Source organism: Sphaerimonospora cavernae (genome assembly GCF_042435035.1).
In the GTDB taxonomy this organism is placed as follows: domain Bacteria; phylum Actinomycetota; class Actinomycetes; order Streptosporangiales; family Streptosporangiaceae; genus Sphaerimonospora; species Sphaerimonospora cavernae.
The window spans coordinates 1-19613 of record NZ_JBHMQT010000073.1 but is presented as its reverse complement, the minus strand read 5'-3'; the positions used below and the strand labels follow the sequence as shown (position 1 = coordinate 19613).

The 19613-nt window shown below is 68.4% G+C and carries 18 protein-coding genes; 17 read left to right on the top strand and 1 reads right to left on the bottom strand.

Translation table 11 applies throughout. The features are described 5' to 3' along the window. Positions 1 to 26: 26 nt before the first annotated feature. From ACFHYQ_RS29135 to ACFHYQ_RS29060, 16 genes are all read left to right on the top strand, one after another. Positions 27 to 1265 (top strand): geranylgeranyl reductase family protein, encoded by a 1239-nt coding sequence (locus tag ACFHYQ_RS29135; RefSeq protein ID WP_394304371.1) that lies wholly within the window; start codon positions 27 to 29, stop codon positions 1263 to 1265. A 70-nt stretch (positions 1266 to 1335) separates the two neighbouring features. Next, entirely contained in the window at positions 1336 to 1695 is a 360-nt protein-coding gene (locus ACFHYQ_RS29130; RefSeq protein ID WP_394304350.1) for an NADH-quinone oxidoreductase subunit A, read from the top strand. Positions 1696 to 1697: 2 nt separating this feature from the next. Further along, the gene (locus tag ACFHYQ_RS29125) at positions 1698 to 2249 is read left to right on the top strand and encodes a NuoB/complex I 20 kDa subunit family protein (protein ID WP_204013133.1); all 552 of its coding nucleotides are present in this window, start codon (positions 1698 to 1700) and stop codon (positions 2247 to 2249) included. Positions 2250 to 2320: 71 nt separating this feature from the next. Beyond that, positions 2321 to 2932, top strand: coding sequence for an NADH-quinone oxidoreductase subunit C (locus ACFHYQ_RS29120; RefSeq protein WP_394304370.1), 612 nt, complete (start codon positions 2321 to 2323; stop codon positions 2930 to 2932). Beyond that, on the top strand, positions 2929 to 4245 hold the full coding sequence (locus ACFHYQ_RS29115) for an NADH-quinone oxidoreductase subunit D (RefSeq protein ID WP_394304349.1): 1317 nt from the start codon (positions 2929 to 2931) through the stop codon (positions 4243 to 4245). The genes ACFHYQ_RS29120 and ACFHYQ_RS29115 overlap by 4 nt, the downstream gene beginning before the upstream one ends. Further along, on the top strand, positions 4242 to 4928 hold the full coding sequence (gene nuoE / locus ACFHYQ_RS29110) for an NADH-quinone oxidoreductase subunit NuoE (protein WP_394304348.1): 687 nt from the start codon (positions 4242 to 4244) through the stop codon (positions 4926 to 4928). Before ACFHYQ_RS29115 ends, nuoE begins: the two co-directional genes overlap by 4 nt. Next, positions 4925 to 6211, top strand: a complete 1287-nt coding sequence (nuoF, locus tag ACFHYQ_RS29105) for an NADH-quinone oxidoreductase subunit NuoF (protein ID WP_394304347.1) — start codon at positions 4925 to 4927, stop codon at positions 6209 to 6211. The genes nuoE and nuoF overlap by 4 nt, the downstream gene beginning before the upstream one ends. After that, entirely contained in the window at positions 6208 to 8610 is a 2403-nt protein-coding gene (locus tag ACFHYQ_RS29100; RefSeq protein WP_394304346.1) for an NADH-quinone oxidoreductase subunit G, read from the top strand. Before nuoF ends, ACFHYQ_RS29100 begins: the two co-directional genes overlap by 4 nt. Then, positions 8607 to 9965, top strand: a complete 1359-nt coding sequence (gene nuoH / locus ACFHYQ_RS29095; protein WP_394304345.1) for an NADH-quinone oxidoreductase subunit NuoH — start codon at positions 8607 to 8609, stop codon at positions 9963 to 9965. The genes ACFHYQ_RS29100 and nuoH overlap by 4 nt, the downstream gene beginning before the upstream one ends. After that, the gene (nuoI, locus tag ACFHYQ_RS29090; protein WP_204013116.1) at positions 9952 to 10467 is read left to right on the top strand and encodes an NADH-quinone oxidoreductase subunit NuoI; all 516 of its coding nucleotides are present in this window, start codon (positions 9952 to 9954) and stop codon (positions 10465 to 10467) included. The genes nuoH and nuoI overlap by 14 nt, the downstream gene beginning before the upstream one ends. Beyond that, on the top strand, positions 10460 to 11329 hold the full coding sequence (locus ACFHYQ_RS29085; RefSeq protein ID WP_394304344.1) for an NADH-quinone oxidoreductase subunit J: 870 nt from the start codon (positions 10460 to 10462) through the stop codon (positions 11327 to 11329). The genes nuoI and ACFHYQ_RS29085 overlap by 8 nt, the downstream gene beginning before the upstream one ends. Next, the gene (gene nuoK / locus ACFHYQ_RS29080; RefSeq protein WP_055479063.1) at positions 11326 to 11622 is read left to right on the top strand and encodes an NADH-quinone oxidoreductase subunit NuoK; all 297 of its coding nucleotides are present in this window, start codon (positions 11326 to 11328) and stop codon (positions 11620 to 11622) included. The genes ACFHYQ_RS29085 and nuoK overlap by 4 nt, the downstream gene beginning before the upstream one ends. A gap of 75 nt (positions 11623 to 11697) precedes the next feature. Next, positions 11698 to 13542: an NADH-quinone oxidoreductase subunit L gene (gene nuoL / locus ACFHYQ_RS29075; protein ID WP_394304369.1), complete on the top strand. Its 1845-nt coding sequence runs from the start codon at positions 11698 to 11700 to the stop codon at positions 13540 to 13542. Then, on the top strand, positions 13542 to 15068 hold the full coding sequence (locus tag ACFHYQ_RS29070; protein ID WP_394304343.1) for an NADH-quinone oxidoreductase subunit M: 1527 nt from the start codon (positions 13542 to 13544) through the stop codon (positions 15066 to 15068). The genes nuoL and ACFHYQ_RS29070 overlap by 1 nt, the downstream gene beginning before the upstream one ends. Next, the gene (gene nuoN / locus ACFHYQ_RS29065) at positions 15065 to 16618 is read left to right on the top strand and encodes an NADH-quinone oxidoreductase subunit NuoN (RefSeq protein ID WP_394304342.1); all 1554 of its coding nucleotides are present in this window, start codon (positions 15065 to 15067) and stop codon (positions 16616 to 16618) included. Before ACFHYQ_RS29070 ends, nuoN begins: the two co-directional genes overlap by 4 nt. 11 nt (positions 16619 to 16629) lie before the next feature. After that, on the top strand, positions 16630 to 17619 hold the full coding sequence (locus ACFHYQ_RS29060; protein WP_394304341.1) for a polyprenyl synthetase family protein: 990 nt from the start codon (positions 16630 to 16632) through the stop codon (positions 17617 to 17619). Positions 17620 to 17659: 40 nt separating this feature from the next. Here ACFHYQ_RS29060 and rarD read toward each other — a convergent pair whose 3' ends face one another. Beyond that, positions 17660 to 18571, bottom strand: coding sequence for an EamA family transporter RarD (gene rarD / locus ACFHYQ_RS29055; RefSeq protein ID WP_394304340.1), 912 nt, complete (start codon positions 18569 to 18571; stop codon positions 17660 to 17662). A gap of 124 nt (positions 18572 to 18695) precedes the next feature. Here rarD and msrA point away from each other — a divergent pair, with 124 nt between their 5' ends. Next, positions 18696 to 19361 carry a peptide-methionine (S)-S-oxide reductase MsrA gene (msrA, locus tag ACFHYQ_RS29050; RefSeq protein ID WP_394304339.1) on the top strand — a complete coding sequence of 222 codons (666 nt, stop codon included), beginning with the start codon at positions 18696 to 18698 and terminating at the stop codon, positions 19359 to 19361. Positions 19362 to 19613: the final 252 nt, after the last annotated feature.

The window sequence follows — 19613 nt, the reverse complement described above, 5'->3', positions numbered from 1 at the left end:
CACAGCGGGGGGTCGACGCCGACGTAATCGTCGTCGGGGCGGGCCCGGCCGGGTCCACCACCGCCTTTCACCTGGCCAGGTCCGGCCTGCGCGTTCTGCTGCTGGAAAAGACCCGGTTCCCCCGGGAGAAGGTCTGCGGTGACGGCCTCACGCCGCGCGCGGTCAAGGAACTCGTGGCCATGGGTGTCGACATCGACGGTCCCGGCTGGATCAGGAACCGGGGCCTGCGAGTGGTCGGCGGTGGCATGCGCCTCGAGCTCGACTGGCCCGAGCTGCACAGCTTCCCCGACTTCGGCATGGTGCGCACCCGCGCCGACTTCGACGAGATCCTGGTCAGGCATGCCGAGAGCGCGGGCGTCCACGTGATCGAGGGCGCCAACGTCACCGGTCCGATCCTGGACGAGCGCAGCGGGCACGTCACGGGGGTCAGGGTCCGGCACGACGGCAGGGGCGAACACGACGGTGACGAAAGTTACACGGCCCGTCTCGTGGTCGCCGCCGACGGCAACTCCACCCGCCTCTCGATCGCGATGGGCCTGCACAAGCGCGCCGACCGACCCATGGGCGTGGCCGTACGGACCTACTTCCGCAGTCCGCGCCACGACGACGACTACCTGGAGACGTGGCTGGAGCTGTGGGACGGCGACCGGCTGCTGCCCGGCTACGGCTGGATCTTCGGCGTCGGCGACGGCACGGCCAACATCGGTCTCGGCCTGCTCAACACCAGCGAGGCCTTCAAGAACATCGACTACCGTGACCTGCTCAGGCGCTGGGTGAAGAACATGCCGGCCGAGTGGGGCTGCACGGAAGAGAACATGACCGCCCCTGTCAGGGGTGCCGCCCTGCCCATGGCCTTCAACCGGCAACCCCACTACACTCGCGGGCTGGTGCTCGTCGGCGACGCCGGCGGGACGATCAACCCGTTCAACGGCGAGGGCATCGCGTACGCCATGGAGACCGGCAGGATCGCCGCCGAGGTCATCGTGCAGGCGCTCGCCCGCGGCACCGCCGCCCAGCGGGAGCGAGCGCTGCTCGCCTATCCGCGTATCCTCAAAGACGCATATGGCGGATACTTCACCCTCGGCCGCATGTTCGTCGAGGCGATCGGCAGACCCGGGGTGATGAACTTCGCCACGCGGCACGGACTGCCCCATCCAACTCTGATGAGGTTCGCCTTCAAACTTCTGGCTAACCTCACAGACCGGCGGGGCGACGCCTCCGACCGCATCATCAACGCCCTGTCCAAGGTGGCTCCATCCGCATGAACATCCGCATGAATGAGATTCTCTGCACTCAGACCGCCCTGATCCATCGAGCGAACGAGGACATGTAGCCATGCAGCTGTATGTGCCGATTCTGGTGCTCGCGGTCCTCGCGGCGGGGTTCGCCGTGTTCTCCGTAAGCATCGCGCCCTTCACGGGGCCGAAGCGCTGGAACCGCGCCAAGCTGGACGCTTACGAGTGCGGCATCGATCCCACTCCCCAGCCGGTCGGCGGCGGGCGCTTCCCGTTGAAGTACATGATCACGGCGATGTTGTTCATCGTGTTCGACATCGAGATCATCTTCCTCTATCCGTGGGCGGTCGCCTTCGACAAGCTCGGCCTGTTCGGGCTGGTCGAGATGGTGCTGTTCATCGTCACCGTGCTGGTGGCGTACGCCTACGTGTGGCGGCGCCGCGGACTGGATTGGGACTAGCCATGGGTCTTGAAGAGAAACTCCCCAGCGGATTCATCCTGAGCACCGTCGAGCAGGTGGCCGGTTGGGCCAGAAAGAACTCGGTCTGGCCTGCCACCTTCGGCCTCGCGTGCTGCGCCATCGAGCTGATGGCCACCGGAGGCCCCAAGCACGACCTGGCCCGCTTCGGCATGGAGCGCGCCTCCGCCACGCCGCGTCAGGCCGACCTGATGATCGTGGCGGGCCGGCTGTCGCAGAAGATGGCGCCCGTGCTGCGCCAGATCTACGACCAGATGGCCGAGCCCAAGTGGGTCATCGCCATGGGGGTCTGCGCGTCCAGCGGCGGGATGTTCAACAACTACGCCATCGTGCAGGGCGTGGACCACGTGGTGCCGGTCGACATCTACCTGCCCGGCTGCCCGCCACGGCCGGAGATGCTGATCGACGCCATCGTCAAACTCCACGACAAGATCCAGAACATGAAGTTCGGCGCGCACCGGGCCAGGCAGATCGACGAACTCGAGCGCCAGGCGCTGCGCACGCTGCCGCTGATCGACCAGGGGGCCGGGAAGTGAGCGACGAGAACGTAAGCCCCGCGAATCTGCCCACCGTGCCGGACGAACAGCAGCCGATCGTCCGCCGGGGCATGTTCGGCGCCGGCGGCACCGGGGACACCTCCGGCTACGGCCGCCTGATCGTACGGCGCGCGCCCGGGCAGGGCAGCGCCCGGCCGTACGGGTCGTACTTCGACGCGGTGGCCGACGCGCTCGAGCCGGTCGCCGGTGACGCGATCGAGCGGGTGGTCGTCGACCACGGCGAGATCACCTTCCACGTGGCGCGGGAGCGCCTGCCGGAGGTCATGAAGCACCTGCGCGACGACCCCGCGCTGCGGTTCGAGCTGTCTCTGGGCGTCTCCGGGGTGCACTACCCTGGGGAAACGGGCGCCGAGCTGCACGCGGTCTACCACCTGTGCTCGATCACGCACAACCGGCGCGTCCGGGTGGAGGTCGCCTGTCCCGACGCCGATCCGCACATTCCCTCCACGGTTTCGGTCTACCCCACGCACGACTGGCACGAGCGGGAGACCTACGACTTCTTCGGGATCATCTTCGACGGTCACCCCGGGTTGACCCGGATCGAGATGCCCGACGACTGGGAGGGCCACCCGCAGCGCAAGGACTATCCCCTCGGTGGGATCCCGGTCGAGTACCGGGGTGCCGAGGTCCCCGCGCCGGACCAGAGGAGGTCGTACTCATGAGTACTACTGAGGCCGAGGGCCGGATCTACGACGTCGCGGGCCAGGACTGGGACGAGCTGGTGCAGACCGTCACCGATTCGTCCGAGGACCGCCTGGTCGTCAACATGGGTCCGCAGCACCCGTCGACACACGGCGTGCTCCGGCTCGTGCTGACCCTGGACGGCGAGACGGTGACCGAGGCACGCACGGTGATCGGTTACCTGCACACCGGCATCGAGAAGAACATGGAGTTCCGGACGTGGACCCAGGGGGTCACGTTCGTCACCCGCATGGACTACCTCGCGCCGATCTTCAACGAGACCGCGTACTGCATGGCCGTGGAGAAGCTGCTCGGCATTACCGACCGGGTGCCGGAGCGCGCGCAGGCCATCCGGGTCATGATGATGGAGCTCACCCGGATCTCCTCGCACATGGTGGCGATCGCGACCTTCGGCATGGAGCTGGGCGCGACGACGCCGATGCTGTTCGGCTTCCGCGAGCGCGAGATGGTGCTCGACATCATGGAGTACATCACCGGCCTGCGGATGAACATGGCCTACGTACGGCCCGGCGGCGTGAGCGTCGACCTTCCCGCGGGCGCGGTCGACAAGGTCGGCGAGCTCCTCAAGATCATGCCGGAGCGGATCCGGGAGATGCGCAAGCTCCTGGACGCCAACCCGGTCTACACGCGGCGCACCAAGGACGTCGCCTACCTCGACCTCACCGGCTGCATGGCGCTCGGCATCACCGGTCCGATGCTCCGGGCCGCCGGGCTGCCCTGGGACATGCGCAAGTCGCAGCCCTACTGCGGCTACGAGACCTACGAGTTCGACGTTCCGACGCAGAACACCTGCGACGTGTACGGCCGCTATCTCGTCCGCATGGACGAGATGGAGGAGTCTCTGAAGATCATTGAGCAGGCGCTCGACCGGCTGTCCGGTCCGCTCAAGGGCGGCCGGGTGATGATCGACGACAAGAAGATCGGCTGGCCGTCGCAGCTCGCGCTCGGCCCCGACGGCCTCGGCAACTCGCCCGACCACATCGCCCACATCATGGGCACCTCGATGGAGGCCCTGATCCACCACTTCAAGCTGGTGACCGAGGGCTACCGGGTGCCGGCCGGGCAGGCGTACTCGTCGGTGGAGTCCCCGCGCGGCGAACTCGGCGCGCACGTGGTGAGCGACGGCGGGACCCGCCCCTACCGCGTGCACTTCCGCGACCCGTCCTTCACGAACCTGCAGGCGGTGCCCGCGACGTGTGAGGGCGGCATGATCGCCGACGTGATCTCGGCGGTCGCCTCGATCGACCCCGTCATGGGAGGTGTGGATCGGTGACGTACTCACCCGAGGTCCGCGAGCGTCTGGAGACCGACGCCAAAGAGATCATGAACCGCTACCCCCGCCCCCGGTCGGCGCTGCTGCCGATGCTGCACCTGGTGCAGTCGGTGGACGGCTACATCTCCGACGCGGGGCAGGAGTTCTGCGCGGAGATGCTCGGCCTGTCCAAGGCCGAGGTGGTCGGCGTGGCGACGTTCTACACGATGTACAAGCGGGAGCCGGCCGGCGAATACAACGTCGGCGTGTGCACCAACACGTTGTGCGCGATCATGGGCGGCGACCAGATCTGGGACGAGCTCAGCGAGCACACCGGCGTCGGCCACGACGAGACGACCCCCGACGGGAAGGTCACCCTGGAGCGGCTGGAATGCAACGCCGCCTGTGACTTCGCGCCGGTGATGATGGTCAACTGGGAGTTCTTCGACAACCAGACCCCCGAGTCGGCCAGGCAGCTCGTCGACGACCTGCGGGCCGACAAGGAGGTCTCACCCACCCGGGGGCCGAAGCGGCTGTGCACGTTCAAAGAGGCGTCGCGGATCCTCGCCGGGTTCCCCGACGGCCAGGCCGGTGACGGACCGTCGGCCGCCGGCCCCTCCCTGGAGGGCCTGAAGGTGGCCAAGGCCAACGGCTGGGAGGCACCCAAGCCGGGTGAGCAGACCGAGGGAGGCGACGCTTCATGACACGGCTGACTCCGGTGCTGACCGAGAACTGGGACCGGCCGGACTCGTTCACGATCGACGGATACGGTGAGTACGCCGCGGCCAAGAAGGCCCTCGGCATGGACCCCGACGCCGTCATCCAGATGGTCAAGGACTCGGGCCTGCGCGGCCGCGGCGGCGCGGGCTTCCCGACCGGCATGAAGTGGGGCTTCATCCCGCAGGGCGACGGCAAGGACCACTACCTCGTCGTGAACGCCGACGAGTCCGAGCCGGGGACCTGCAAGGACATCCCGCTCATGATGGCCAACCCGCACGCGCTCGTCGAGGGCGTCATCATCACGGCCTACGCCATCCGGGCCTCCCACGCGTTCATCTACGTCCGCGGCGAGGTGCTCCACGTCATCCGCCGGGTGCAGGCGGCGGTCCGGGAGGCGTACGAGAAGGGGTACCTCGGCGCCGACATCCTCGGCTCGGGCTACAACCTCGAACTCGTCGTGCACAGCGGCGCCGGGGCGTACATCTGCGGTGAGGAGACCGCGCTGCTCGACTCGCTGGAGGGCTACCGCGGCCAGCCCAGGCTCAAGCCGCCGTTCCCCGCCGTCGCGGGCCTGTACGCGTCTCCGACCGTGGTCAACAACGTCGAGTCGATCGCGTCGGTCCCGAGCATCGTGGCCAACGGCGCCGACTGGTTCGCCGGCATGGGCACCGAGAAGTCGAAGGGCTTCGGCATCTTCTCCCTGTCGGGGCACGTGACCCGGCCGGGGCAGTACGAGGCGCCGCTCGGCATCACGCTGCGCGAGCTGCTCGACATGGCGGGCGGCATCCGCGCCGGACACGAGCTGAAGTTCTGGACCCCGGGCGGGTCGTCGACGCCGATCTTCACGTCCGAGCACCTGGACGTGCCGCTCGACTTCGAGTCGGTCGGGGCCAAGGGCTCGATGCTCGGCACCCGGGCGCTGCAGATCTTCGACGAGACGACCTGCGTGGTGCGCGCCGTGATGCGCTGGAGCGAGTTCTACGCGCACGAGTCCTGCGGGAAGTGCACGCCGTGCCGCGAGGGCACCTACTGGTTCAAGCTGATGCTCCGGCGGCTGGAGAAGGGCCAGGGCTCGGAGGAAGACCTGGCGAAGATCGTCGACATCGCGGACAACATCCTCGGCCGCGCGTTCTGCGCGCTGGGCGACGGCGCGACCAGCCCGGTCTACTCGTCGGTGAAGTACTTCCGCGACGAATACCTCAAGCACTTCGAGATCGGCGGCTGTCCGTTCGATCCCGCTGCTTCCACTGTGTGGGGGGCCAAGTGAGCATCCAGACGACCTCGACCGGGCCGGTCGAGCGACCGGTGGACATGGTGACGCTCACCATCGACAACTTCCAGGTCTCCGTCCCGAAGGGCACGCTGATCATCCGGGCGGCCGAGCTGCTCGGCATCCAGATCCCGAGGTTCTGCGACCACCCGCTGCTCGACCCGGCGGCCAACTGCCGCCAGTGCCTGGTGGAGATCACCGACGCGGGCAACGGCCGCGGCTTCCCCAAGCCGCAGCCCTCGTGCGCGATCGAGGTCGCCGAGGGCATGGTGGTGCAGACGCAGTTCACCTCGCCGGTCGCCGAGAAGGCCCAGCGCGGGGTGATGGAGTTCCTGCTGATCAACCACCCGCTCGACTGCCCGACGTGCGACAAGGGCGGCGAGTGCCCGCTGCAGAACCAGGCGATGTCCAACGGCCAGGGCGAGAGCCGGTTCGAGGAGCAGAAGCGGACGTTCGCCAAGCCGATCTCGCTGTCCAGCGAGGTGCTGCTCGACCGCGAACGCTGCGTCCAGTGCGCCCGGTGCATCCGGTTCTCCGACCAGATCGCCGGCGACCCGCTCATCGACTTCTTCGAGCGCGGCGCCAAGGAGCAGGTGGGTGTGGCCGACGGCGTGCCGTTCCAGTCCTACTTCTCCGGCAACACCGTGCAGATCTGCCCGGTGGGCGCGCTGACCGGTGCCGCCTACCGGTTCCGTGCCCGGCCGTTCGACCTGGTGTCGACGCCGAGCGCGTGCGAGCACTGCGCCTCGGGCTGCGCGCTGCGCACCGACCACCGGCGCGGCAAGGTCACCCGGCGCCTCGCCGGGGACGACCCGCAGGTCAACGAGGAGTGGAACTGCGACAAGGGCCGCTGGGCCTTCACCTACGCCACCCAGCCGGACCGGCTGAAGACGCCGCTCATCCGTGACGAGGAGGGCCGACTGGTCCCGGCCTCCTGGCCGGAGGCGCTGGCGGTGGCGGCCGAGGGCCTCGCCCAGGCCCGGGGCCGGACCGGCGTGCTGGTCGGCGGACGGCTCACCGTCGAGGACGCCTACGCCTACAGCAAGTTCGCCAGGGTGGCCCTCGGCACCAACGACATCGACTTCCGGGCCCGCCCGCACTCCGCCGAGGAGGCCGCCTTCCTCGCCCACGCCATCGCGGGCAAGGGCATCGAGGTCTCCTACGCCGACCTCGAGGACGCCCCGGCGGTGCTGCTGGTGGGCTTCGAGCCCGAGGAGGAGTCGCCGATCGTCTTCCTGCGGCTGCGCAAGGCCGCACGGAAGAACGGCCTCAAGGTCTACGCGCTGGCGCCGTACACGACGCCGGGCCTGACCAAGATGAACGGCACGCTGATCCGGACCGTCCCGGGCGCGGAGGCCGAGGCCCTCGGCGATCTCATCACCGAGGAACTGCTTCCCGCCGGGACTGTCGTGCTCGCCGGCGAGCGGCTGGCGACCGCGCCGGGCGCGCTGTCGGCGCTGCTGCGGCTCTCGCAGACGACCGGGGCGAGGGTCGCCTGGGTGCCTCGGCGGGCCGGTGAGCGGGGTGCGCTGGAGGCGGGCGCTCTGCCCGGCCTGCTGCCGATCGGCCGCCCGGTCGACGACGAGACCGCGCGCGGCGAGGTAGCCCGCGCCTGGAATGTGGCCGCCCTGCCGGAGACGCCGGGCCGGGACACCGCCGGCATCATCGAGGCGGCGCTGGGCGAGGAGCTCGACGCACTGGTCGTCGCCGGCGTCGACCCCTACGACCTGCCCGATCCGGCCAGGGCGCTGGCGGCGCTGGAGAACACGCCGTTCATCGTCAGCCTGGAGATCCGGGCCAGTGCGATCACCGACCGCGCCGACGTGGTGCTGCCGGTCGCCGCGGTGGCCGAGAAGTCGGGCACGTTCGTCGACTGGGAGGGCAGGGGTCGCCAGTTCGAGGCGGCCACCCCCGTCCCCGGCCTGATGAGCGACCTGCGGGTCATCGCGTCGATCGCCGACCACATGGACGTCCACCTCGGCCTGCCGGACACCGCGGCCGCCCGCCGCGAGATGGCCGAGCTGCGCGCCTGGCGGGGCGTCCGCCCGGCCGCCCCGACGGCGACGGGCCGCACGGGACGCGAGCCGCGCGCCGGAGAGGCCGTGCTGGCCACCTGGCACCTGCTGCTGGACGACGGCCGGCTCCAGGACGGCGAGCCGTACCTGGCCGGCACCGCACGCGCGGCCGCCGCGCTGCTGTCGGAGGCCACCGCCGCCGAGCTCGGCGTCACGGACGGCGGGAAGATCAGCATCGGGGACGGCGTGATCCTGCCGGTGGGGATCGCCGACCTGCCGGACCGGGTGGTCTGGGTGCCGTCGAACTCCGCCGGCCTGTCCGTCACCCGCGACCTGCGCGCCGTGGGCGGCGACATCGTAACGATCGGGAGCGTGTCGTGAACAACGTACCCACGCTGGACGACTTCGGCCATGATCCGCTGTGGATCACCATCATCAAGGCCGTCGCGATCTTCGTGTTCCTGATGCTGGGCGTGCTGTTCGGCGTGTGGTCCGAGCGCAAGCTCATCTCGCGCATGCAGCACCGGTACGGTCCCAACCGGGCGGGCAAGTTCGGCCTGCTCCAGTCGGTGGCCGACGGTCTGAAGATGGGGCTGAAGGAAGACATCATGCCCCGCACGGTGGACAAGGTCATCTACTTCCTGGCGCCGGTGATCCTCGCCGTGCCGGCGTTCCTGGCCTTCTCCGTCGTACCGTTCGGGCCGATGGTCTCGATGTTCGGCCACAAGACGCCGCTGCAGCTCACCGACCTTCCGGTCGCGGTGTTGCTGGTGCTGGCCACCGCCTCGATCGGCGTCTACGGCATCGTGCTCGCCGGCTGGGGATCGCGTTCGCCGTACGCCATGCTCGGCGGTCTGCGCTCGGCGGCGCAGGTGGTGTCGTACGAGATCGCCATGGGCCTGTCGTTCGTCGCGGTCTTCCTCCAGGCGGGCACGCTGTCCACGTCGGAGATCGTGTCCGCGCAGGCGCAGGGCGGCACCTGGGACGTCTTCGGGCTGAGCATCCCGATGCCCTCGTGGTACGTCTTCTCGCTGCTCCCGTCCTTCGCGATCTACGCGGTCACGATGCTGGGCGAGACCAACCGCGTGCCGTTCGACCTTCCTGAGGGTGAGGGCGAGCTGGTCGGCGGGTTCTTCACCGAGTACTCCTCGTCGCTGAAGTTCGCGATCTTCATGCTGGCCGAGTACGTGAACGTCTTCACGGTGTCGGCGATGGCCATCACGCTGTTCTTCGGCGGCTGGCGGGCGCCATGGCCGATCTCGCTGTGGGACGGGGCGAACGCCGGCTGGTGGCCCATGCTGTGGTTCTTCCTCAAGCTGGCCATCGTGTTCGCGTGCTTCGTCTGGATCCGTGCCACGCTGCCCCGCGTACGGTACGACCAACTCATGGCCTTCGGGTGGAAGGTGCTGATCCCGGTCAACCTGGCCTGGATCATGATCGCCGCCACCTTCAAGGCCATGCGGATGCCGGACACCACCCGCGGTGTGGTGCTGGCCATCGGAGCGGTGATCCTGATCGGCGCCTTCGCCATCTGGCTGCGCTTCGACACGGTCAATCAGCGCCGCAGGGAGGCCAAGGCCGCCCAGATCGAGGCGGAGTTCGAGCAGTTGCGTGAGGAACCGTCGGCGGGCGGGTTCCCGGTGCCGCCGCTCGACCTCCCGCACTACCACGGAGTCGTGCCGGAACAAGCGCGCCGTCACGCCGACGCCAAGGAGGTGACCAGTGGGAGCAACTGATTGGCTGAACCCGATCAAGGGATTCGGCGTCACCTTCCACCACATGTTCAAGAAGCCGGTGACGGTGCAGTACCCGGAGGAGAAGCGGCCGACCGCGCCGCGCTTCCACGGGCGGCACCAGCTGAACCGGTGGCCGGACGGCCTGGAGAAGTGCGTCGGCTGCGAGCTGTGCGCATGGGCCTGCCCCGCCGACGCCATCTATGTCGAAGGCGGGGACAACACCGAGACCGAGCGGTACTCGCCCGGCGAGCGGTACGGACGCGTCTACCAGATCAACTATTTGCGGTGCATCCTGTGCGGCCTGTGCATCGAGGCGTGCCCCACCCGGGCGCTCACGATGACCAACGAGTACGAACTGGCCGACTCCAGCCGCGAGTCGCTGATCTACACCAAGGAGATGCTCCTCGCGCCGCTCGGACCGGGCATGGAGCAGCCGCCCCACCCGATGCGTCTCGGCGAGACCGAAGAGGACTACTACCGGTTGGGTCGTAGCAATGGGTGAGTCCATAACGTTCTGGGTGCTCGCGGTCGTCTCGGTGGCCGCCGCGCTCGGGCTCGTTTTCAGCCGGAGGGCCGTCTACTCGGCCCTCATGCTCGGCATGATCATGATCTCGCTGGCGGTGCTGTACGCCGTCCAGGACGCTCCGTTCCTCGCGGCCGTGCAGATCATCGTTTACACCGGCGCGGTCATGATGCTGTTCCTGTTCGTGCTCATGCTCGTGGGCGTCGACTCCGGCGACTCGCTGGTGGAGACGATCAGAGGCCAGCGGTTCTGGGCGATCGTGGCCGGGATCGGCTTCGCCGTGCTGCTCGGCCTCGGCGTCGGCAACGCGATGCTGGCCGCTCCCAAGGGGCTCGCCGAGGCCACGGCCGCGGGCAACGTGCCGTCACTGGCCGAGCAGATCTTCACGCGGCATGTGTTCGCGTTCGAGGTGACCTCGGCGCTGCTGATCACCGCCGCGCTCGGCGCGATGGTGCTGGCCCACCGCGAGCGGGCCGAGGCCAAGCCGACGCAGAAGGACATGTCGCGGGCCCGGTTCGCCGCCTTCGGCAAGACGGGCAAGAACCCGGCGGCGCTGCCCGGCCCCGGGACCTACGCCCGGCACAACGCCATCGACATGCCGGCGCTGCTGCCCGACGGGTCCGTGTCGCCGCTGTCGGTCAACCGCGTCCTCGCCCGGCACGAGGCCGCCGAGGGAACGCTCGATCCCGAAGTCGCCCGGCTCCTCCAGCAGGAGGCCGCTTCCGAGCGGGAGGCGGTGGCCGACACCAAGCCGACCAAGCCCCTTGAGGAGCCCTTCGAGGAGTCGCTCGAGGAGACGGTCGGGGACACCGAGCCGCTGGTGGAGGAGGACGTCAAGTGACGACGCATTACCTCGTGCTCTCCGCGCTGCTGTTCGCCATCGGCGGCGTCGGCGTGCTCGTACGGCGCAACGCCATCGTGGTGTTCATGTGCGTCGAGCTCATGCTCAACGCCTGCAACCTGGCGTTCGTCACCTTCGCCCGGCAGAACGGCAGCCTGGACGGGCAGGTCATCGCGTTCTTCGTGATGATCGTAGCCGCCGCCGAGGTCGTCATCGGCCTGGCCATCATCGTGACGATCTTCCGAACCCGCAGGTCAGCGTCGGTCGATGACGCGAGCCTGCTGAAGCACTAAGAGGTAGCCGTGGAAGCCGCTGAGATCGCATCGATCACACAGCACTCCGGCGGAGCGATTGGCGCCGCCTGGCTGATGATCGCCCTGCCCCTGGTGGGAGCGGCCGTCCTCCTGCTGGGCGGACGCCGGACCGACAAGTTCGGCCACCTGCTGGGTGTCCTCATGGCCGTCGCGTCATTCGTGGTGGCCGCGCTGGCATTCGTCCAGATGCTGGGCTTCGCCCCGGGCGAGCGCCGCCGCGGGGTCTCGCTGTTCGAGTTCATCCCGGGCCTCGTCGACAAGGTGGGCCTGCTGGTCGACCCGCTGTCGATCTCGTTCTGCCTGCTGATCACCGGCGTGGGCTCGCTGATCCACGTCTACTCGATCGGCTACATGGCGCACGACCCGAACAGGCGGCGCTTCTTCGCCTACCTCAACCTGTTCGTCGCGGCGATGCTGCTGCTGGTGCTGGCCGACAACTACCTGGCCCTGTTCGTCGGCTGGGAGGGCGTGGGTCTGGCGTCCTACCTGCTGATCGGGTTCTGGCAGCACAAGCCCTCGGCGGCGACGGCGGCCAAGAAGGCGTTCATCGTCAACCGGGTCGGCGACGTCGGTCTGCTGATCGCGATGTTCACGATCTTCGCGACGTTCCACTCGCTGACGTTCAGCGGCGTGCTCGACCGGGCCGGCGACGCCTCGCAGGGCACGCTGACCGCGATCGGCCTGCTGCTGCTGGTCGGCGCGTGCGGCAAGTCGGCCCAGCTGCCGCTGCAGTCCTGGCTCTTGGACGCGATGGAGGGCCCGACCCCGGTCTCGGCCCTCATCCACGCCGCGACCATGGTCACCGCCGGCGTCTACCTGATCGTCCGGTCCGGCCCGATCTTCGAGGGCACCGGGACCGCGCAGCTCGTCGTGACGATCGTGGGTGTGGCCACGCTGCTCGCCGGTGCGATCATCGGTACCGCCAAGGACGACATCAAGAAGGCACTCGCCGGATCGACGATGTCGCAGATCGGTTACATGGTGCTCGCGGCGGGCGTCGGCCCGGCCGGTTACGCCTTCGCCATCGCGCACCTGATCACGCACGGCTTCTTCAAGGCCGACATGTTCCTCGGCGCCGGATCGGTCATGCACGCCATGAACGACGAGGTCGACATGCGTAAGTACGGCGGTCTGCGCAAGGTCATGCCGATCACTTTCGCGACCTTCCTCGTCGGCTACCTGGCGATCATCGGGTTCCCGCTGCTGTCCGGTTACTTCACCAAGGACGGCATCATCGAGACCGCGATGGAGCACAGCGCCGTCCTCGGCTGGCTGGCCGTGCTCGGCGCCGGCATCACCGGCTTCTACATGTCCCGCCTCGTCTTCATGACCTTCTTCGGCAAGAAGCGCTGGGACGCTAAGGCGCACCCGCATGAGTCGCCGGCCGTCATGACGGTGCCGCTGCTCCTGCTGTCGATCGGCTCGATCGCCCTGGGTGCGTACCTGATCCTGGGCAACCGGTTCATGATCTTCCTGTCGCCCGCGGTCGGTGCGCCCGAGCACCTGCCCGAGTTCCACCCGTTCAGCGCCCCCGGGCTCGCGACGCTCGCGCTGGTCGCGATCGGCGCCGCGTTCGCCTGGTTGCGGTACGGCGCGGCCGAGGTGCCGGCGACCGCCCCGCGCGGCTCGTTCCTCACCACGTTCGCCCGCCGCGACCTGTACGGCGACGCGCTGAACGAGGCGCTGTTCATGCGTCCCGGCCAGTGGCTGACCCGGCTGGCGGTGTTCTTCGACAACCGGGGAGTCGACGGACTGGTCAACGGCCTCGCCGCGTCCGTCGGCGGTACGTCCGGCCGGCTGCGCAGGGTCCAGACCGGTTTCGTCCGCTCGTACGCGCTGTCGATATTCGTCGGCGCCGCCGTCCTGGTCGGTGCCTGGTTCGTCGTAGGGAACCTGTGATGCCCTGGCTTTCAACCCTGATGGGCGTGTCCGTACTGGGCGCGCTGGGTGTGACCCTGATCCGGAACGACAAGCTCGCCAAGCAGTTCACCCTGCTGGTCTCGCTTATCGTCCTGGCGCTGACCGTCACCATGGCGGTGCAGTTCAGCCCGAACGGCGACCAGTGGCAGTTCCAGGAGAACCACAGCTGGATCCCGGCGTTCGGGGTGAACTACAGCCTCGCCGTCGACGGCATCGCGCTGGTGCTGATCCTGCTGTCGGTGATCCTGGTGCCGATCGTGGTGCTGGCGTCCTGGCATGACGCCGAGAAGGGCAGGCGCTCGGTCCGGACGTACTTCTCGCTGATCCTCGTGCTCGAAGCCATGATGATCGGCGTCTTCGCCGCGACCGACGTCTTCCTCTTCTACGTCTTCTTCGAAGCCATGCTGATCCCGATGTACTTCATGATCGGGTCGTACGGCGGGCCGCAGCGGGCGTACGCCTCGGTCAAGTTCCTGCTGTACTCGCTGTTCGGCGGGCTGCTGATGCTGGTGGCGGTGATCGCGCTCTACTCGATCGCCGGCAAGAACACCTTCATGCTCTCCGACCTGATCGGCACCATCCAGGACGTGAACACGCAGAAGTGGCTGTTCCTCGGCTTCTTCGTCGCGTTCGCGATCAAGGCGCCGCTGTGGCCGTTCCACACCTGGCTGCCCGACGCGGCCGCCCAGGCCCCGGCGGGCGCCGCCGTACTGCTGGTCGGCGTGCTCGACAAGGTCGGCACGTTCGGCATGATGCGCTTCTGCCTGCAGCTGTTCCCCGACGCGGCGGCCTACTTCACGCCGCTGGTGATCGTGCTGGCGGTGATCGGCGTGATCTACGGCGCGATCGTGGCCATCGGGCAGACCGACATGATGCGGCTCATCGCCTACACCTCGGTCTCACACTTCGGCCTGATCACCCTGGGCGTGTTCGCGATGACCAAGGGGAACCCCGGGGCGCAGGACGCCGGCACCGGCGCCACGCTCTACATGGTCAACCACGGCTTCTCCACCGGCGCACTGTTCCTGATCGTCGGATTCCTGATCTACCGTCGTGGCTCGAAGTTCATCCCCGATTACGGCGGTGTGCAGAAGGTCGCCCCGATCCTCGCCGGGACGTTCCTGGTGGCGGGCCTGTCCAGCCTCTCACTGCCGGGCCTCAGCACGTTCGTGAGCGAGTTCATGGTGCTGGCCGGCGCCTACCGGCTGCACGTCCCGGCCACCGTGATCGCCACGATGGGTGTCATCCTGGCCGCCATCTACATCCTGTGGATGTACCAGCGGACCATGAACGGGCCGACGGCGGAGTCCGTCAAGACCCTGCCCGACCTCAACGCCCGGGAGAAGTGGGTCGTGGCACCGCTGGTCGCGCTGCTGCTCGTCTTCGGCTTCTATCCCAAGCCGCTGCTCGACGTCATCAATCCCGCGGTGAAGGACACGCTGTCCAGCGTCTCGGTCACCGCTGACCAGGCCGCCGCCGCATCCGGTGTCAAGGAGGGCAAGTGAACGGCACCATTCCAGCGCCGACGATCGAGTACGGCATGCTGGCGCCGATGCTCGTCGTCTTCGGCGCGGCGATCTTGGGCGTGCTGGTCGAGGCGTTCGCCCCGCGCTACCTGCGTTCGGCGATCCACCTGCCGATCACGCTGCTGTCGCTGTTGATCTCGTTCGTGCTGATCGTCTGGCAGTGGGTCGAGGGCGTGCCGACCAAGGCGGCCGCCATGGGCGCCATCGCGGTCGACGGACCGGCGATGTTTATCTGGGGCACCATCTTGGTGCTGGCGTTCGTCAGCGTGCTGCTCATCAAGGATGAGGGCCACTTCGTCGGCGCCGCGGCGGCCGTGCCCGGCTCGGTCGAGGAGGAGCAGGCCCTGTACGAGGGGGCGGCCCACACCGAGGTCTACCCGCTCGTGCTGTTCGCCGTCGGCGGCATGATGCTGTTCCCGGCCGCCAACGACCTGCTCATCGCGTTCGTGGGCCTCGAAGTCATGTCGTTGCCGCTGTACCTGCTGTGCGGTCTCGCGCGCCGTCGCCGCCTGCTCTCGCAGGAGGCCGCGATGAAGTACTTCCTGCTCGGCGCGTTCTCCTCCGCCTTCTTCCTGTACGGCACCGCCATGATCTACGGCTACGCCAACTCGCTCGACCTGGCCAAGATCGGCGCCACGCTGGGCGCGGTCGGCGGCCAGGACATGCTGCTCTACATCGGCGGCGCCATGATCGGGGTCGGCCTGCTGTTCAAGATCGGCGCGGCGCCGTTCCAGGCCTGGAAGCCGGACGTCTACCAGGGCGCGCCCACCCCGATCACCGCGCTCATGGCGTCGGGCACGCTGATCGCCGCGTTCGGCGCGCTGCTGCGGGTGTTCTGGGTCGCCCTGGGCGGCCTGGACTGGAACTGGCGGCCGGTCTTCTACGGTGTGGCGATTCTCACAATGCTGGGCGGCGCGATCTTCGCGATCACGCAGACCGACATCAAGCGGATGCTGGCCTACTCGTCGATCGCGCATGGCGGTTTCCTGCTCATCGGCGTGATCGCCACCGGCAGCGCGCCGGCCCAGAACACCTCGGCCCTGTCGGGGATCCTGTTCTACCTGGTGGCGTACGGCTTCACCACGGTCGGCGCGTTCGCGGTCGTCACCATGGTGCGCGACGCGGGTGGCGAGGCCTGGCACCTGTCCCGCTGGGCCGGACTCGGCAAGCGCTCGCCCCTCCTGGCAGGCGTGTTCGCCTTCTTCCTGCTCGCCTTCGCCGGGATCCCGCTGACCAGTGGCTTCTTCGGGAAGTACGCCGTCTTCCAGGCGGCCGTCACCGGAGGCGCGCTGCCGCTGGTCATCGTCGGTGCGGTGGCCTCGGCCGTGGCCGCGTTCTTCTACGTCCGCGTGATCGTGCTGATGTTCTTCAGCGACCCGGCGGCCGACGGCCCCTCGGTGGTGCTGCCCTCACGCGGCACGGCGGCTGTGGTCGGCCTGGCGGCATTGGCTACCGTAGTCCTCGGGGTCTTCCCGCAGCCGGTGCTGGACCTGGCGCACTCCGCTGCTCAGTCGCTGTTCGTCCGTTAGGAGCATCCCGTATGGCCGCGCCGCCCGTTGTGGACATCCCTCTGGTAGACGAGCGGCTGGCCGAGGATCTGGCGAACGGCCTGGCGGCCGTGGAGAAACTGCTCCGCTCGTCCGTCGAGAGCGAGGACGCCTTCGTCACGGAGGCGTCCAGGCACCTCATCGAGGCGGGTGGTAAGCGGTTCCGGGCGATGCTCGTACTCCTCGCCGCCCAGTTCGGCAATCATGAGGCCCCGGGTGTCATACCCGGGGCCGTTGTCATCGAACTGACCCATCTGGCGACGCTCTACCACGACGACGTGATGGACGAGGCCCGCGTGCGGCGGGGCTCGCCGTCAGCCAACGCCCGGTGGGACAACACCGTGGCGATCCTCACCGGCGACTACCTCTTCGCCCAGGCCTCCGAGATCCTCGCCGACCTCGGCAGCGAGATGATCCGGGTGCAGGCCCGCACGTTCTCCCGTCTCGTCAGGGGTCAGATCCGCGAGACGATCGGGCCGGTCGACGGCACCGACGACATCACCCACTACATCCGGGTGCTCGCCGACAAGACCGGTTCGCTCATCGCCACCTCGGGCCGGTTCGGCGCCATGCTCTCCGGTGCGCCGGTCCAGGTGGCCGACCTCGTCACCGAGGCGTGTGAGGCCATCGGCGTCGCCTGGCAGCTCGGCGACGACCTGATCGACGTGGCATCAGCCGACTCCGGTAAGACGCCGGGCACCGACCTGCGCGAGGGCATCCGTACGTTGCCGGTGCTCTACGCGCTCACCTCGACCGACCCGGCCGACGCGCGACTGCGCGAACTGCTGTCGGGCCCGGTGGTCGAGATGGACCTGGAGGAGACACTCGGCCTGCTGCGTGCCCACGTGGCGATGGCCCAGGCCCGGCAGGAGCTGATCCGCTGGGTGGACCGGGCGAAGGCCGCGCTGGCCGCCCTGCCCGACATCCCCGCCAGGACGGCCCTGATCGCCCTGTGCGACTACGTGGTCGAGCGCACCGGCTGACCGTGCTTTCATGGCCGGCCGAGTCCGCCGGCGGCCCGGGTCAGACCGTTTCCAGCGTGGGAGCCGTACGGCTGTCGCGTCGGGCTGCCCGGGCGGCGCGGAGGCTGTCCCAGGTGAAGGCGGACAGTGCGAGCCACACGATGGCGAAGCCGATCCACCTGCTCGTCGGCATGGTCTCGTGGACGATCAGAACGCCGCACAGAAACTGGAGGGTCGGGGCGATGTACTGCAGGAGGCCGATCATTGAGAGCGGGACGCGGATGGCCGCGCTGTTGAAGCAGATGAGCGGTATGGCGGTGACCAAACCGGTGACGGCCAGCAGCAGCGCATGCCCGGTGCCGTGGTGGCCGAACGTGCCCGTGCCGTTCGCCTCGACGACGATCAGATAGGTGAGCGCCGGCACCAGGAGCACCAGCGTCTCGACTGTGAGGCTCTCCGCGCTGCCGACCTGGGCGGCCTTCTTGACCAGGCCGTAGACACCGAAGCTGGTCGCGAGGACCAGCGCGATCCAGGGTAGACGGCCGTAGTCGAACGTGAGGACGAGCACGGCCAGCCCGCCCAGCCCCACGGCTGCCCACTGCCAGGTGCGCAGCCGCTCCCGGAAGACGATGACGCCGAAGAGCACGCTGACCAGGGGGTTGATGAAGTAGCCCAGCGCGCTTTCGACCACCTGGCCGGAGTTGACGGCATAAATGTAGGTGCCCCAGTTGAGGGAGATCGTGATCGCCGCGACGGTGAGGAGGACGATCTGGCGGCGGGTCAGCGTGCGGAACCAGGACCAGTGGCGGCGGACGGCCAGGATCGCGGCGACGACGGCGAGGGACCACACCATCCGGTGGGCGAGGATCTCCACGGCGCCCGACGGCTTGAGCAAAGGCCAGTAGAGGGGGAAGAGACCCCACATGGTGTAGGCGGCGATGCCGTACAGGACACCCCGGCGGGTTTCAGGCATGAACCCTATCTTCGCTCCTTACCGGGTTTAGCGACAAATAAGCATTGCTTGCGCTGAGGTTTAGGATTGCTAAGGCGAGGAACAAGGTCGTGCCGGGTGTGGTTGGGAGCGGTGGGAGGTCGACATGGGCTGGCTCTTCGGCAGGGACAAGACGACGATGGTGGACCCCGCGGACGCGTTCCCGGGCCGCGCCGAGGTGATGCCGGTGGCCGTACGGCATCAGATCCTGGACGCGCCGCTGGCTCCGCCGTACCCGGACGGGACCGAGATCGCGGAGTTCGGGCTGGGGTGTTTCTGGGGCGCCGAACGGAAGTTCTGGCAGACCCCCGGCGTCGTCTCGACGGCCGTCGGATATGCGGGCGGATATACCCCGAACCCGACGTACGAGGAGGTGTGCACCGGGATGACCGGGCACGCCGAGGTCGTCCGGGTGGTCTTCGACCCGGCCACGGTGTCGTACGAGGAACTCCTCAAGGTGTTCTGGGAGGCACACGACCCCACGCAGGGCATGCGGCAGGGCAACGACGTCGGGACGCAGTACCGGTCGGCCGCCTACACGCACGGGCCGCGGCAGGAGAAGGCCGCGCTCGCGTCGAAGGCGGCGTACCAGGAGGTGCTGACCAAGGCCGGGTACGGACAGGTCACCACCGAGATCGCCCCGGCCCGCGAGTTCTACTTCGCCGAGGATTATCACCAGCAATACCTGTTTAAAGTGCCAAACGGGTATTGCGGCCTCAGCAGCACCGGCGTCACCTGCCCGGTGGGCCTGACGGCCCCCGGCGGGGAATAATCGCATCGTGAGGCCTCTGGGATGTCGGGTTACTCGGAGGTTTCCTGCTCCCGGTACCGCAGTTTACTACTTCGAGTAGTAAACTGCGGCTATGAGTATGCCTGAACGAGCCTTCCCGCCGGGGGAAGGGCCAGCGGCCAAGGTCAGCGTCTCCTTGCGGGCCGGCAACATCCGCGCCATTAAGGAGCGTGTCGGCGCGCGCGGGTTCTCGGCCTACGTCGACGCCGCTGTGGAGCGTCAGATCGAGCGGGA